Below are 15,363 nucleotides of genomic sequence, written 5' to 3'. Positions count from 1 at the left end.
ATAACCTAGCTGATCCAAGGCCTCCTCGATATAGCGGAGGTCTTGCTGTGTTTCAGCTTCGACTAGGTGGTAATGGATGCCATCTGTCAATTCAGACAGAGGTCTAAAATCTGAATGCTCGACTTGTTCTAGAAAATGTTGCACATCTCTGCGACAAGACAGTTTCAGCAAGGTTTCGATTTCTCCATAAACGGGATGGTCAATCAAGGTATTTTGAACACGTCCACCATTATCAACGATAGCAAGGAGTTCTTGACCGATTTCTTCAACTTCATGTTTCACTTTGAAAAGTTTGTGAACATAAGGATTGGTTTCAATTTGCTTATAGATGTAGCCACGATTAGTGGATAGGATAGGAGCGCCATCGGCTCTTAAAATTGCAATGTCCTGTACAATGACCTGGCGTGTAACATGAAAATGTTCAGCTAAACTTTGGCCATTGAGGGCTTTAGGAGCTTCTTTCAAGAGTTGGAGAAGGGCTTGTTTGCGATCTTTTGTCATAGTTCTTCCTTTTAACGGCGTTTTCGAAGCACTTTATAGACAGCTAGTGCCAATGTATAGTCTACCATACTATGGATAATTGTGCCAAATCCAACTAGTACAAATAGAACATAAAACATATTTTCTACATTGGTACCGGAAGTGGCGTAAAAAACGACACAGGCTAATACTTCAGCAAGGGCATGAATGATAGCTAAAACAAAGTTGAAAATCCAGGAAGATTTTGGTTTATCAAGAGTATCGGGGAATTTTTGTAAGTAAAGAGCTCCTAGAGTACCAAAAAAGATATGGGAAAAAGCTCGAAAAACGATAACCATGGGATAGCCAGCCATCAAGAATCCAAAACTAGAGGCTAGGATGACAAAAACTGCCATCAAGGGCGACAAGAACATGGCAATAAAAATAGCGATGTGGCTCCCCAAAGTGTAAGAAGCAGGTGGAATGACAATCTTGAAAGGCATCACAATCGGAATCAAAATTGCAATAGCCGTTAAGAGGGCAGTCATTGTCATAAATTGTGTCTTTTTCCGTGTGTTCATAAGAATCTCCTTTTTAATTGTATATACACTAGTATAGTACAACAAACAAGACAATAAAGCAAGGATTTACTTGGGTTTATTGGTCGTTTTTTAGTTAAAAGTTGGTAAAGATTTCACTAAAAAGAAACGACTTCAAACAAAATCTCCACCTTCAAGTATGAAAGCGGAGATTGTTTTTATTTCTTCAAAGTTTGTAGTCTTGGAACAATAGCTAGGGTTAGAACTGCGGAAATGACTAATTCGGCAATCGAATTTGTTGAGATAACAGTTGCTAGGAGTTTTTGGATATTACCATCAAAAACATTTCCAAAAAGGTAGAAAATTCCACCAAGTACAAAGACTGTGTTGGTAAGTGAACCAAGGGCACCAGCTAAAATAAGACCAGTTTTATTTTTCATCAGTTTATAAACTAGATACGGAGTCAAACCAATCAAAATACGTGGGACAATGGCAATGATAGCTGAGTAGATGTTTCCGTTTGGTACAAAAGGGGAGAAGAGGTAGCTTGTCGGTAGAATTGTAATCGTGTTAACCGTCAAGCTAAGTAGCCCCATCAAAAATCCAAGTGTAACCCCAACGCGTGGACCGTAGATAATGCTGGCAATAATGACAGGAATATGAACAATGGTCGGTTTGATTGGAAATGGAAAAAGGTTAAAGATAAGTGAGCTCAGAAAGTGTATCACGAGCATGGTTGCAAAAAAGATAGCAATGGGTGCAATATTAGAGCGTTTTTTCATCGAGAGTTTCCTTTATTCTTTCTAAAATAATTGTGAGGTCAGCTAAAGCTCCTCGTCCATGGTCGCCACAAGCTAGTAGGGATTCCTTAGGAGCAATCAGCTGATAGTCATAGCTTTCTAATGTTTTCAGATTAGCCTGAGTTGCCGGATGATCATACATTTTCGTATTCATAGCTGGTGCGATGAGTTTTGGGATATGACTTGGCAAGGCTAGAGCCGTACTGGTCACCATGTTGTCGGCAAAGCCGTGAGCTAGTTTTGCAATAGTGTTAGCTGTTGCAGGGGCCACGATAAATAAATCTGCTTTTTTGCCAAGTTCAATATGATTAACCTGATCAGGATAGGGTTCATTCATGACATCCAGGTGGACGGAATTCTGTGAGAGTACCTGTAGTGTCAAAGGTTGGATAAACTCTGTAGCAGCTTGGGTCATTAAGACAGTGACTTGATGACCTTGTTTTTTAAGCGAACTGACTAAATCTGCTGACTTATAAGAGGCGATTGAGCCCGTTACAGCCAAGAGAATATGTGCCATAGCTTTCCTTTCTATGAATGGTAGGCTTGAATTTTTTCAAGGAGGAGTTTTGCAATTTCTTCTTTAGTCTGGACTGTTTGAAGCTGATCTTTCTCAACAAAGATAGCTCTGTGCTGCTTTGCTGAGATTTGAGTGAGGTCATTTGCAATGATTAAGTCTGCTTGGTTCTTGATAAGACTTTTTCTGGCAATCTCGATGAGATAATCCTCAGAGACATCAACCAGCAGTTTGAAACCAATCAGATGAATAGCAGGATTCCACTCCTTGACTAGAGAGATGATTTTTGGTGTTTTTTTCAGGAATAAAACCTGAATCTCATCAGTTGAAGAAATCTTAGCTTGATGATTTTGCTTGCTTAAAAATTCTTCTAGATTGGAGCTAGACTGAACTTCCTCTAGACCTGTCATATAAACAGGAGTGTAATCGGACACAGCCATTGAGTGAATCAAGACCTGATAGTCCTTGACACGTTCTTGCATTTCAAGGAGAAGGTCCTTGGTATTGTTAATTTCTCGAATGCTTAGGTTGGGATGGGCTTCTGGCTTCAGAGCTCGTTTTGTTGTTATCAAACAAACTTCATGCCCTGCAGCAAGCAAGGTTTCTGTGATGATTTTCCCCAAGCGTCCTGTAGAATGGTTAGTGATAGAACGGACGCTATCGATAGCTTCACTGGTACCGCCCGATGTAACTAAAATTTTCATAGCACTATTGTACACAAAAATAAACGGTAAGTAAAATGAAAGTGATAAAAATTTGGTAAAAGGAAAGAATATAGTTTCAAACTATAAAGCCATATAAAATTTAAGAAAGGACTCTAAAAACCTTAAAAACAGGGATATTTACGAACGTTTAGAGAGTTTTAGGATGTTAAAAATCTTGTTTTGTGTTATAATGAGTTATCATATAAGAGGTTAGAGGAGTTTTGAATGAAAACAGATATTGAAATCGCACAGAGTATTGAGTTGAAGCCAATTGTTGATGTTGTAGAGAAACTTGGTATTTCTTACGACGATTTGGAGTTGTATGGAAAGTACAAGGCTAAGCTCAGCTTTGATAAAATTCGTGCAGTTGAGAGCAATCCAGTTGGAAAATTGATTCTGGTTACTGCCATCAATCCAACACCTGCAGGTGAAGGAAAATCAACTATTACCATTGGTCTTGCGGATGCCTTGAACAAGATTGGCAAGAAAACCATGATTGCTATTCGCGAACCATCTCTTGGTCCAGTAATGGGTATCAAGGGTGGTGCCGCTGGTGGTGGTTACGCTCAAGTTCTGCCAATGGAAGACATCAACCTTCACTTCACTGGAGACATGCATGCCATTACGACTGCCAACAATGCGCTTTCTGCCTTGATTGACAACCACTTGCACCAAGGGAATGAGTTGGGAATTGACCAACGTCGTATCCTTTGGAAACGTGTTGTGGACTTGAACGACCGTGCTCTTCGCCATGTAACAGTTGGGCTTGGTGGCCCTCTAAATGGTATTCCACGTGAGGATGGCTTTGACATTACAGTTGCTTCAGAGATCATGGCAATTCTTTGCTTGGCAACAGACATCGAGGACTTGAAACGCCGTTTGGCGAATATCGTTATTGGTTATCGCTATGATCGTACACCTGTTTCTGTAGGTGATTTGCAGATTGAAGGTGCTTTAGCTTTGATCTTGAAGGATGCGATTAAGCCGAACCTGGTTCAGACAATTTACGGTACACCTGCCTTTGTACACGGTGGTCCATTTGCCAATATTGCTCATGGATGTAATTCAGTCTTGGCAACTACAACAGCTCTTCACTTGGCTGATTATACAGTTACTGAAGCTGGTTTTGGTGCAGACCTTGGTGCTGAGAAATTCCTTGATATTAAGACACCAAACTTGCCAACATCTCCAGATGCAGTAGTTATTGTTGCAACCCTTCGTGCTCTTAAGATGAATGGAGGTGTGGCTAAAGACGCTTTGACAGAGGAAAATGTGGAGGCGGTTCGTGCCGGTTTTGCTAACTTGAAACGCCACGTTGAAAATATCCGTAAGTTCGGTATTCCAGCAGTTGTTGCGATTAACGAATTTGTATCTGATACAGAAGCTGAAATTGCAGCCTTGAAAGAACTTTGTGACTCAATCGATGTACCAGTTGAATTGGCTAGTGTCTGGGCTGATGGTGCAGAAGGTGGAGTAGCACTTGCCGAAACAGTTGTTAAGACTATCGCTGAAAACCCATCTAACTATAAACGTTTGTATGACAATGACCTTTCTGTTCAAGAAAAGATTGAAAAGATTGTTACTGAAATCTACCGTGGTAGCAAAGTGAACTTTGAGAAGAAAGCTCAAACTCAAATCGCTCAAATCGTTCAAAACGGTTGGGACAAATTGCCAATCTGTATGGCTAAGACCCAGTATAGCTTCTCAGACAATCCAAATGCACTTGGAGCACCTGAAAACTTTGAAATTACCATTCGCGAATTGGTGCCAAAATTAGGTGCAGGCTTCATCGTTGCCTTAACTGGCGATGTCATGACCATGCCAGGCCTACCAAAACGTCCAGCAGCTCTCAACATGGATGTTGAAAGCGATGGAACTGTTCTAGGCTTGTTCTAGTATATTGCAATTGACTTTAAATGAGTTTGGAAATAATATCCAAGCTCATTTTTTATCTAGATATAAGAAGTTGCCTTCTACACGTAACCAGTCTAGGTAAAGATATTTTCCTTGAATTCTGATATAATAGAAATATTGACTTCAAGAGTAAGGAAGAGAAGATGAACGCATTATTAAATGGAATGAATGACCGTCAGGCTGAGGCGGTGCAAACGACAGAAGGGCCCTTGTTAATCATGGCGGGGGCTGGTTCTGGAAAGACTCGTGTTTTGACCCACCGTATCGCTTATTTGATTGATGAAAAGCTGGTCAATCCTTGGAATATCTTGGCCATTACCTTTACTAATAAGGCTGCGCGTGAGATGAAGGAGCGTGCTTATAGCCTCAATCCAGCCACTCAGGACTGTCTGATTGCGACCTTCCACTCCATGTGTGTTCGTATACTACGTCGCGATGCGGACCATATTGGCTACAACCGCAATTTTACAATTGTAGATCCTGGTGAACAGCGAACGCTCATGAAACGCATTCTCAAGCAGTTGAACTTGGATCCGAAAAAATGGAATGAACGAAGCATCTTAGGAACCATTTCCAATGCTAAGAATGATTTGATTGATGATGTGGCTTATGCTGCTCAAGCTGGTGATATGTACACGCAAATCGTGGCTCAGTGTTATACAGCCTATCAGAAAGAATTGCGTCAGTCGGAGTCGGTTGACTTTGATGATTTGATTATGCTGACCTTGCGTCTCTTTGATCAGAATCCTGATGTCTTGACCTACTATCAACAGAAGTTTCAGTACATCCATGTTGATGAGTACCAAGATACCAACCATGCCCAGTATCAATTAGTCAAACTCTTGGCTTCGCGCTTTAAAAACATCTGTGTGGTTGGGGATGCGGATCAGTCTATCTATGGCTGGCGTGGTGCTGATATGCAGAATATCTTGGACTTCGAAAAGGATTATCCCCAAGCCAAGGTTGTTTTGTTGGAGGAGAATTACCGTTCAACTAAAACCATTCTGCAAGCGGCCAACGAGGTCATTAAAAATAATAAAAATCGCCGTCCTAAGAATCTCTGGACTCAAAATGCTGATGGGGAACAAATCGTTTACTATCGTGCCAATGATGAGTTGGATGAGGCTGTATTTGTAGCTAGAACCATCGATGAACTTAGTCGCAGTCAAAACTTCCTTCACAAGGATTTTGCAGTTCTCTATCGTACTAATGCGCAGTCTCGTACTATTGAGGAAGCCCTTCTTAAGTCCAATATCCCATATACCATGGTTGGAGGAACTAAGTTCTACAGTCGTAAGGAAATCCGCGATATTATTGCTTATCTCAACCTCATTGCTAATTTGAGTGATAATATCAGTTTTGAACGTATTATCAACGAACCTAAACGAGGAATTGGCCCAGGCACTGTTGAGAAAATCCGTGATTTTGCGAATATGCAAGATATGTCTATGCTGGATACTTCAGCAAACATCATGTTATCTGGTATCAAGGGTAAAGCAGCCCAGTCTATCTGGGATTTTGCCAATATGATTCTAGATTTACGAGAGCAGCTAGATCAATTAAATATTACAGAGTTGGTTGAGGCCGTCCTAGAAAAAACAGGTTACGTCGATATTCTAAATGCTCAAGCGACTTTAGAAAGCAAGGCTAGGGTTGAAAATATTGAAGAGTTCCTTTCTGTGACGAAAAACTTTGATGACACCTCTGATGGACCAGAAGAAGAAACTGGTTTGGACAAACTAAGTCGTTTCTTAAATGACCTGGCCTTGATTGCGGACACAGATTCAGGTAGTCAGGAGACATCAGAAGTTACTCTAATGACCCTGCATGCTGCCAAAGGTCTCGAGTTTCCAGTTGTCTTTTTGATTGGGATGGAAGAAAATGTCTTTCCACTTAGTCGTGCTGCTGAAGATCAAGATGAACTAGAAGAAGAGCGCCGTCTGGCCTATGTAGGAATTACGCGTGCAGAGAAAATCCTCTATCTGACAAATGCCAACTCACGCCTGCTTTTTGGTCGTACCAACTACAACCGTCCTACTCGATTTATTAACGAAATCAGTTCAGACTTGCTTGAGTATCAAGGTCTGGCTCGTCCAGCAAATACAAGCTTTAAAGCATCATATAGTAGTGGTGGCCTTGCCTTCGGTCAAGGTATGAGTTTGGCCCAGGCTCTTCAAGACCGTAAACGCAGTGCGGCCCCAAAAACTATCCAGTCAAGCGGTCTCCCATTTGGTCAATTTACAGCTGGTGCAAAATCAGCGTCTAGCGAAACAAATTGGTCCATTGGTGACATTGCCCTCCACAAGAAATGGGGAGAGGGAACTGTTCTGGAAGTTTCAGGTAGCGGTGCTACGCAGGAATTAAAAATCAATTTCCCAGAAGTTGGTTTGAAAAAACTTTTGGCCAGTGTGGCCCCAATTGAGAAAAAAATCTAATTTTTCATCCTTCTCACGAATAATAAAGTGAGGAGGATTTTTATGTACAGTATTTCATTCCAAGAAGATTCACTATTGCCAAGAGAAAGACTTGCCCAAGAAGGAGTGGAAGCGCTCAGTAACCAAGAGTTGCTAGCTATTTTACTCAGAACAGGAACACGTCAGGCCAGTGTTTTTGAAATTGCCCAGAAAGTCTTGAATAATCTTTCAAGCCTAACAGATTTGAAAAAAATGACACTGCAGGAATTGCAGAGTCTATCTGGTATCGGACGAGTTAAGGCAATAGAGTTACAAGCCATGATTGAACTGGGCCATCGTATTCATAAACACGAAACCCTTGAGATGGAAAGTATTCTCAGCAGTCAAAAGTTGGCCAAGAAGATGCAACAGGAATTGGGGGATAAAAAACAAGAGCACCTGGTGGCGCTCTATCTCAATACTCAAAATCAAATCATCCATCAACAGACCATTTTTATCGGTTCTGCCACTCGTAGTATTGCTGAACCGCGAGAGATTCTTCACTATGCTATCAAGCATATGGCGACTTCTCTCATCTTGGTTCATAATCATCCTTCAGGAGCGGTGGCCCCTAGCCGAAATGATGATCATGTCACTAAACTTGTCAAAGAAGCCTGCGATCTGATGGGAATTGTCCTCTTGGACCATTTGATTGTCTCTCACTCCAGTTACTTTAGTTATCGAGAAAAGACAGATTTAATCTAAAGTTCATTAACGATATAGTCAAAGAGGTTTTTATCTTTGGGACGATTTTCAAAAAGAAATTCTGGATGCCATTGGACACCGAGGAAGGCAACATCATCCGTACTCATGACAGCTTCAATGATACCATCCTTAGGATCATGAGCTGCAATCTTTAAGTTGGGAGCTAAATCCTTGATACTCTGGTGGTGGAAAGAGTTGATATGGGAGATTTCTCCATAGATTTCTCGAAGAACAGTATCTGGTTCGGTTACCAAGCGCTGGGTTGTGTACTCGGCAGAACAATCCTGCCAGTGGTCTTCGATATCTTGGTACAGAGTTCCGCCCATGGCAACGTTAAAGAGTTGAGTCCCACGGCAGACAGAGAAAATTGGCTTTTTCTGTTTGATAGCTTCCTTGATGAGGGCTATTTCGAAGATATCTCTTTGAAGGTGGTAGTCATCGCTATCAATGGTTTTTGGTTCACCATAGAATTTAGGATCAACATTTTGCCCACCTGTCAAGATGAGCTTGTCAATCATACTGATATAGTGGCAGGCCATTTCTTGATCACCAATCGGTAGGATGATGGGAATCCCTCCAGCGTCTTTAACGCCTTCCACAAAGCCTTTTGCTGCGTAGCTCATCATGATGTCATCATCTGGATGAGTTTTTTCGTTTCCTGTAATCCCAATAACTGGTTTTTTCATAAAATGATTTTCGCTTTCTAATCCTCTTTTCGCATGAAATAGAGGAGGGTTTGGAGTTCACTTGTCAAATCGACATACTGAACGACCACGTCTTTTGGTAAATGTAGATGGACTGGTGAAAAACTGAGAATTCCTTTCACGCCAGCATCCACCAAGAGATTAGCAACCTCTTGTGACTTAACGCTGGGAACGGTCAGAATAGCAGTCTTGACATCAGCATCCTTGATTTTATCCTTGATTTGTGAAATTCCGTAAATAGGAATCCCATCAGGAGTTTGGGTACCGACTTCAGGATGGTCATCTAGGTCAAAGGCCATGATAATCTTCATCTTGTTGCGCTCATGGAAGCGGTAGTGGAGAAGGGCATGGCCCATATTTCCAATACCTACCAGCATGACATTGGTAATGGAGTTATCATTGAGTAAATCGGCAAAAAATGTCATCAGTTTTTTGACATCGTAGCCAAATCCACGCCGACCTAGTTCACCAAAATAGGAAAAATCACGACGTACGGTCGCGGAATCAATACCGATAGCCTCTGCAATTTGCTTAGAGTTGGCACGTTCAATCTTTTCTGCATGAAATCTCTTAAAAATTCGATAGTAGAGAGAGAGTCTTTTCGCTGTAGCTTTTGGAATAGCAGACTGTTTATCTTTCACAAAATCACAACCTTTCTATTCTTCTATTTTATAGAAACATTGTGAAAAAATCAACAAAAACAAGAAAAAACTAAGAAAAATCTTAGTTTTGATGTAAAAAATCTGCATGTGATAGAAAACGGTAGAGGTCTCCGACCAGTCCCTGGTAAAGTTCCTGTCCCTTAAAGGTTAAAGAAGTCACATAAAGTGTATCTGGCAGGGTCACACAGCCTGACAAAGCTAGCATGAGTGATTCATAATCCTCGTACTTGAGAGTCCGCTCTACCTGATAGCTATCTTTATAGGTTAGTTCAAACATATGGGACCTATCTTTCAGATTTTGTAAAGACACCACGTTCTACCAAACTATCCATGAGGAAATAGAATTTTTCCTGATGAATGTGGTGGTCTTCTGATTTGAAAATATCAACCAGGCGAAGGCCAAACTTGTCAGTGATATTGATTTTAGCCCCTGTGAGTTCCTTGTTGATGATGATTTTGAGTTGGAAGCCTTCACCGCTGTTCGGAACTTTTTCCAAAAGGCGAGTCAATTCATAGTTACCAACCTTAGTCTCAAAAAAGGTATTGTCCTTAAGGGTGAATTTTTTAACAGAAGGGCTAAGAGTGTAGTCGTAACGACAATTTTTTAACTGAATGGTTTTTTCAAATGCCATATGGCTAACCTCCGATAATTTCTTTTAAGGTTTTTGCGAGGGTATGTAGGTCTTCAACAGTATTTTCTGGCGACAAACTGATACGAACGGATTCCTTCAAGCGTTCTGAATTTGCCCCGTACATGGCTTCAAGAACATGGCTGGATTGTACAATGCCTGCAGTACAGGCTGAACCAGTAGAGATAGAAATTCCAGCCAAATCTAGACGGAGGAGTAAGAGGTCATTTTTCTGACCAGGAAATCCAATATTGAGGACATAAGGGAGATGGTGTTCGCCTCTATTCAGGTAATACTGAACTCCCTCTAGCTCTGCCAGAAAGGCAGTTTCTAGATTTTGTACATGTTGAAAATGTTCTTCTTGCTGTTCTAGGTCCTCTTTTAGGGCCGCAAGCATGCCTACGATGGCAGCTAAATTTTCAGTTCCTGCACGTTTTTTCTGTTCTTGGTCTCCACCATGGAGATAGGAATCAAAGTCCATGCTAGATGCGTAGAGAAAGCCGATCCCCTTAGGACCATGGAATTTATGGGCTGAAGCAGTGAGAAAATCAATGCCCAATTCTTCGGGTTGAATTGGTATTTTACCAATAGCTTGAACTGCATCAACATGATAGGCAGCAGGGTGTTGCTTGAGTATTTGGCCAATTTCAGCAATGGGAAGTAGGTTTCCTGTCTCATTATTGGCAAACATGGTAGAAACCAAAATTGTATCATCACGTAAAGCTTTTTGAATTTGTTGGGCTGTGATTTCTTGATTTTCTGGTTGGATAATGGTTGCTTCAAAACCGAAGTGTTGAACCAAGTAATCAATGGTTTCAAGGACGGCATGGTGCTCAATGGCAGTTGTGATGATGTGTTTTCCTTGTTCTTGATGACGAAGGCAGTAGCCAATGATAGCAGTATTGTTGCCTTCAGTCCCACCAGAAGTGAAAAAGATATGTTGAGGTTTTGTTCCCAGTAACTGGGCTAGTTCCTGACGGGCTTCGCGTAAGAGCTTGCCAGCTTGACGGCCATGCCCATGAATACTAGAAGGATTTCCATGGGTTTCTTGCATAACCTTGGTCATAGCTGAAATAGCAACTGCTGACATGGGAGTCGTTGCAGCATTGTCCAAATAAATCAAAGAATCACCTTATTTCTTTTTGTTGTAGGCAAAGAGTGGGCTGACTGGTTTTCTTTCGTGGATACGGACGATGGCATCACCAATTAACTCACTAGCAGTGATGTAGCATACGTTTTTAGGAGTTTTTTCTTTTGTTGCTACTGAATCAGTCACAAGAATTTCCTTAATATTAGTATTGTCAAGAAGTTCAGCAGCTCCTTCAACGAAGAGACCATGACTAGAAACAGCATAAATTTCTGTAGCCCCTTCACGTTCAACGATTTTAGCAGCTTCAGAGAAGGTGCGTCCTGTATTAAGAATATCATCAATCAAGATGGCTTTCTTACCTTCAACATCACCAATAATATAACCTTCGTTACGAGTTGCATCGTCCTGAGGGTAATCGATAATGGCGATAGGAGCATCAAGATACTCAGCCAAGCTACGAGCACGTTTGACACCTGAATTTTTAGGGCTAACGACAACAACATCTGAACCAAGTAGGTCCTTATCGCAGTAATGTTTTGCAAATAGGGGAACTGTGAAAAGGTTATCGACAGGGATGTCAAAGAAACCTTGAACCTGAACGGCATGCAAATCAAGCGTAAGGATACGATCGACACCAGCCTTAACTAGCATATTGGCAACTAGTTTCGCTGTAAGTGGCTCACGAGGTGAAGCGATGCGGTCTTGACGTGCATAGCCAAAATATGGAAGGACAACGTTGATACTGTGCGCACTTGCACGAACACAAGCATCAACCATGATTAACAATTCCATTAGGTGGTTGTTAACAGGGAAACTTGTTGATTGGATGATGTAAACATCATAACCACGGACACTTTCTTCGATATTTACTTGGATTTCTCCATCTGAAAATTGACGTGATGATAGTTTTCCAAGTGGGACACCAACAGCTTGAGCAATTTTCTGTGCAATCTCTTGGTTAGAGTTGAGTGCGAAAAGTTTCATATTTTTTCTATCTGACATTATAGACCGTCCTCTGTAAACTTTATAAATCCTAGTTATATATGTCTTGCCTATATGAACTGGGGATTGTGTATTTTATCTCTTCTATTTTACCAAAAAATAGAGATTATTTCAGCTATTTTTCATGCTTTTGACAAATCGGACCAATTTTGAGGGAGCTTTTTGATAAGCAATCTGATTTTCCTCTAAAAATTGCTGGAAATCTTGTTTCCCTTGCTCGTGATTTTCCACTTCAAGCTCTAATTCGTAATCTGTAATATCAAAGTACTGACTTTCATCTAGTGCCATGAGGCCAATTGGTGTTTGCATTTCATAGCGAAGCGTTGTTAGACAACCAAGGACCTGCCATTTTTTACTTTGGATACCATGTTTTGCTAATTCATCAAGCACAAGCCCTTGAGGAAGTTCTTCCTTGTTCAGATAGTTTTCAGCATCTTTTAGTCGCAATTTTTGGTTGTACTCCATATTTCCAACACTTTGCGGGACTTTGAGTGTCAATTCTGCCCAGTCTTCAAAGGTTCGAATGCGCATAGCAATTTTCTTTTCTCGCAGCTCAAAATCAGGTGTGTCTATGTAGTAATTTTTTTGAAGAACAGGAGTGACGTCTGTGAACTGGGATTTTAGACGATTGTATTCATCTTTTTTCAAGAGTGTTTTCAATTCAATTTCTAAATGTTTCATTTTTCTTACCTTTTCTTTATCGTTGAAAGCGGATTTATGGTATAATAAGCATTGTATTTATTGTATATGAATCTGGAGAAAAAATCAAAGATATTTTTGAAGGATAATATGGGAACAAGGGAGAATATATGACCTTAGAATGGGAAGAATTTCTAGATCCTTACATTCAAGCTGTTGGTGAGTTAAAGATTAAACTACGTGGTATTCGGAAGCAATATCGTAAGCAAAATAAGCATTCTCCGATTGAGTTTGTGACTGGTCGAGTCAAACCGATTGAAAGTATCAAGGAAAAAATGGCTCGTCGTGGCATTACTTATGCGACCTTGGAACACGATCTGCAAGATATTGCCGGCTTGCGTGTGATGGTCCAGTTTGTAGATGACGTCAAGGAAGTAGTGGAGATTTTGCGCAAACGTCAGGATATGCGGATCATACAGGAGCGTGATTACATTACTCATCGAAAATCCTCAGGCTATCGTTCCTATCATGTGGTAGTTGAATATTCGGTTGATACCATTAATGGAGCTAAGACCATTTTGGCGGAAATTCAGATTCGTACTTTGGCCATGAATTTCTGGGCAACGATAGAACATTCTCTCAACTACAAGTACCAAGGGGATTTCCCAGAGGAGATTAAGAAGCGACTGGAAATTACTGCCAAAATTGCCCATCAGTTGGATGAAGAAATGGGTAAAATACGTGATGATATCCAAGAAGCCCAAGCACTTTTTGATCCTTTGAGTAGAAAATTAAATGACGGTGTAGGAAACAGTGACGATACAGATGAAGAATACAGGTAAACGAATTGACCTGATAGCTAATAGAAAACCACAGAGTCAAAGGGTTTTGTATGAATTGCGAGATCGTTTGAAGAGAAATCAGTTTATACTCAATGATACCAATCCAGATATCGTTATTTCCATCGGTGGTGATGGTATGCTCTTGTCGGCCTTTCATAAGTACGAAAACCAGCTTGACAAGGTCCGCTTCATTGGTGTTCACACTGGACATTTGGGCTTCTATACGGACTACCGTGATTTTGAGTTGGACAAGCTAGTGACTAATTTGCAGCTAGATACCGGAGCAAGAGTCTCTTACCCTGTTCTGAATGTGAAGGTTTTTCTCGAAAATGGTGAAGTGAAGATTTTTAGAGCACTAAATGAAGCCAGTATCCGAAGGTCTGATCGAACCATGGTGGCGGATGTTGTGATTAATGGTGTCCACTTTGAACGTTTTCGTGGAGATGGGCTAACAGTTTCAACACCGACTGGTAGTACAGCCTATAACAAGTCGCTTGGTGGAGCTGTTTTACACCCAACCATTGAAGCTTTGCAATTAACGGAAATTGCCAGCCTTAACAATCGTGTCTATCGAACCCTGGGTTCTTCCATTATTGTTCCAAAGAAGGATAAGATTGAACTTATTCCAACAAGAAACGATTACCATACCATTTCGGTTGACAATAGCGTTTATTCATTCCGTAATATTGAGCGTATTGAGTATCAAATAGACCATCATAAGATTCACTTTGTCGCATCACCGAGCCATACCAGTTTCTGGAACCGAGTTAAGGATGCTTTTATCGGCGAGGTGGACGAATGAGGTTTGAATTTATCGCAGATGAGCATGTCAAGGTTAAGACCTTCTTAAAAAAGCACGAGGTTTCTAAGGGGCTGCTAGCTAAGATTAAGTTTCGAGGCGGAGCTATTCTGGTCAATGATCAACCACAAAATGCGACGTATCTATTGGATATTGGAGACCGAGTTATCATAGATATTCCCGCTGAGGAAGGTTTTGAAACTCTCGAAGCTATCGAGCGCCCACTGGATATTCTCTATGAGGATGACCATTTTCTAGTCTTAAATAAACCCTATGGAGTGGCTTCTATTCCTAGTGTTAATCACTCCAATACTATCGCTAATTTTATCAAGGGTTACTACGTCAAGCAAGACTATGAGAATCAGCAGGTTCACATTGTAACTAGACTTGATAGAGATACTTCTGGCTTGATGCTCTTTGCCAAGCACGGCTATGCCCATGCACGATTAGACAAGCAGTTGCAGAAGAAGTCCATTGAAAAACGCTACTTTGCTTTGGTTAAAGGTGATGGACGCTTGGAGTCAGAGGGGGAAATTATTGCTCCGATTGCGCGTGATGAAGACTCTATTATTACCAGACGTGTAGCTAAAGGTGGAAAGTATGCTCATACTTCTTATAAGATTGTAGCATCTTATGGGAATATTCATTTGGTAGACATTCGCCTGCACACTGGGCGAACCCACCAAATCCGAGTCCATTTTTCTCATATTGGTTTTCCTTTATTGGGAGATGACTTGTATGGTGGTAGTCTAGACGATGGAATTCAGCGCCAGGCCTTACATTGCCATTACCTATCCTTTTATCATCCATTTTTAGAGCAAGACTTGCAGTTAGAAAGTCCCTTGCCGGATGATTTTAGCAACCTTATTACCCAGTTATCAACTAATACTCTATAAAAACTGATTCAG

At 40.9% G+C, this 15,363-nt stretch carries 18 protein-coding genes; 6 read left to right on the top strand and 12 right to left on the bottom strand.

Features of this window, described 5'->3' with window-relative positions:
• The 5 genes from HMPREF2764_RS05200 to coaB all read right to left on the bottom strand — a co-directional run.
• Positions 1–501, bottom strand: a 501-nt coding sequence (locus tag HMPREF2764_RS05200) for a transcription repressor NadR (protein WP_070527729.1), incomplete at its 3' end; no start/stop codon positions are given.
• A gap of 11 nt (positions 502–512) precedes the next feature.
• Complete coding sequence (locus HMPREF2764_RS05195; protein WP_001097395.1) at positions 513–1,040, bottom strand: ECF transporter S component; 528 nt, start codon at positions 1,038–1,040, stop codon at positions 513–515.
• A 176-nt stretch (positions 1,041–1,216) separates the two neighbouring features.
• Positions 1,217–1,780: an ECF transporter S component gene (locus HMPREF2764_RS05190; protein WP_000747412.1), complete on the bottom strand. Its 564-nt coding sequence runs from the start codon at positions 1,778–1,780 to the stop codon at positions 1,217–1,219.
• Positions 1,764–2,315: a phosphopantothenoylcysteine decarboxylase gene (gene coaC / locus HMPREF2764_RS05185; RefSeq protein ID WP_000940142.1), complete on the bottom strand. Its 552-nt coding sequence runs from the start codon at positions 2,313–2,315 to the stop codon at positions 1,764–1,766. The genes HMPREF2764_RS05190 and coaC overlap by 17 nt, the downstream gene beginning before the upstream one ends.
• 11 nt (positions 2,316–2,326) lie before the next feature.
• Entirely contained in the window at positions 2,327–3,016 is a 690-nt protein-coding gene (gene coaB / locus HMPREF2764_RS05180) for a phosphopantothenate--cysteine ligase (protein ID WP_049551217.1), read from the bottom strand.
• A gap of 225 nt (positions 3,017–3,241) precedes the next feature.
• On the opposite strand from coaB, the gene HMPREF2764_RS05175 reads away from it, so the two are divergent.
• From HMPREF2764_RS05175 to radC, 3 genes are all read left to right on the top strand, one after another.
• Positions 3,242–4,912, top strand: a complete 1,671-nt coding sequence (locus tag HMPREF2764_RS05175; RefSeq protein ID WP_049551216.1) for a formate--tetrahydrofolate ligase — start codon at positions 3,242–3,244, stop codon at positions 4,910–4,912.
• A gap of 161 nt (positions 4,913–5,073) precedes the next feature.
• Complete coding sequence (pcrA, locus tag HMPREF2764_RS05170) at positions 5,074–7,365, top strand: DNA helicase PcrA (RefSeq protein WP_070527727.1); 2,292 nt, start codon at positions 5,074–5,076, stop codon at positions 7,363–7,365.
• Positions 7,366–7,407: 42 nt separating this feature from the next.
• Complete coding sequence (gene radC / locus HMPREF2764_RS05165) at positions 7,408–8,088, top strand: RadC family protein (protein WP_000286931.1); 681 nt, start codon at positions 7,408–7,410, stop codon at positions 8,086–8,088.
• On the opposite strand, the gene HMPREF2764_RS05160 is transcribed toward radC, so the two are convergent.
• The 7 genes from HMPREF2764_RS05160 to HMPREF2764_RS05130 form a co-directional block, all read right to left on the bottom strand.
• A complete protein-coding gene (locus HMPREF2764_RS05160) occupies positions 8,085–8,774 on the bottom strand; it encodes a gamma-glutamyl-gamma-aminobutyrate hydrolase family protein (RefSeq protein ID WP_020902817.1) in 690 nt (229 codons plus the stop codon). The two genes, radC and HMPREF2764_RS05160, sit on opposite strands and share 4 nt — an antisense overlap.
• Before the next feature lie 17 nt (positions 8,775–8,791).
• Positions 8,792–9,433: a redox-sensing transcriptional repressor Rex gene (locus tag HMPREF2764_RS05155; RefSeq protein ID WP_000653417.1), complete on the bottom strand. Its 642-nt coding sequence runs from the start codon at positions 9,431–9,433 to the stop codon at positions 8,792–8,794.
• Positions 9,434–9,515: 82 nt separating this feature from the next.
• Positions 9,516–9,731, bottom strand: coding sequence for a DUF4649 family protein (locus HMPREF2764_RS05150; RefSeq protein ID WP_070527726.1), 216 nt, complete (start codon positions 9,729–9,731; stop codon positions 9,516–9,518).
• A gap of 7 nt (positions 9,732–9,738) precedes the next feature.
• A complete protein-coding gene (locus tag HMPREF2764_RS05145) occupies positions 9,739–10,086 on the bottom strand; it encodes a DUF1831 domain-containing protein (RefSeq protein WP_000863540.1) in 348 nt (115 codons plus the stop codon).
• A gap of 4 nt (positions 10,087–10,090) precedes the next feature.
• Positions 10,091–11,206 carry a cysteine desulfurase family protein gene (locus tag HMPREF2764_RS05140; RefSeq protein ID WP_070527723.1) on the bottom strand — a complete coding sequence of 372 codons (1,116 nt, stop codon included), beginning with the start codon at positions 11,204–11,206 and terminating at the stop codon, positions 10,091–10,093.
• A 9-nt stretch (positions 11,207–11,215) separates the two neighbouring features.
• Complete coding sequence (locus HMPREF2764_RS05135; RefSeq protein ID WP_070527720.1) at positions 11,216–12,175, bottom strand: ribose-phosphate diphosphokinase; 960 nt, start codon at positions 12,173–12,175, stop codon at positions 11,216–11,218.
• 111 nt (positions 12,176–12,286) lie between these two features.
• Positions 12,287–12,856: a CYTH domain-containing protein gene (locus tag HMPREF2764_RS05130; protein ID WP_070527716.1), complete on the bottom strand. Its 570-nt coding sequence runs from the start codon at positions 12,854–12,856 to the stop codon at positions 12,287–12,289.
• 128 nt (positions 12,857–12,984) lie between these two features.
• Between HMPREF2764_RS05130 and HMPREF2764_RS05125 the strand changes: the two genes are divergently transcribed.
• From HMPREF2764_RS05125 to HMPREF2764_RS05115, 3 genes are read left to right on the top strand one after another with little or no spacing between them, the layout of a single operon-like run.
• Entirely contained in the window at positions 12,985–13,656 is a 672-nt protein-coding gene (locus tag HMPREF2764_RS05125; RefSeq protein ID WP_070527712.1) for a GTP diphosphokinase, read from the top strand.
• The gene (locus tag HMPREF2764_RS05120; protein WP_000799056.1) at positions 13,640–14,458 is read left to right on the top strand and encodes an NAD kinase; all 819 of its coding nucleotides are present in this window, start codon (positions 13,640–13,642) and stop codon (positions 14,456–14,458) included. The genes HMPREF2764_RS05125 and HMPREF2764_RS05120 overlap by 17 nt, the downstream gene beginning before the upstream one ends.
• Positions 14,455–15,351 (top strand): RluA family pseudouridine synthase, encoded by an 897-nt coding sequence (locus tag HMPREF2764_RS05115; protein ID WP_070527709.1) that lies wholly within the window; start codon positions 14,455–14,457, stop codon positions 15,349–15,351. The genes HMPREF2764_RS05120 and HMPREF2764_RS05115 overlap by 4 nt, the downstream gene beginning before the upstream one ends.
• Positions 15,352–15,363: the final 12 nt, after the last annotated feature.

The organism is Streptococcus sp. HMSC073F11, from assembly GCF_001810785.1.
GTDB lineage: Bacteria > Bacillota > Bacilli > Lactobacillales > Streptococcaceae > Streptococcus.
The sequence above is the reverse complement of the archived record's forward strand: the minus strand, read 5'-3'. Positions and strand labels throughout refer to the sequence as shown.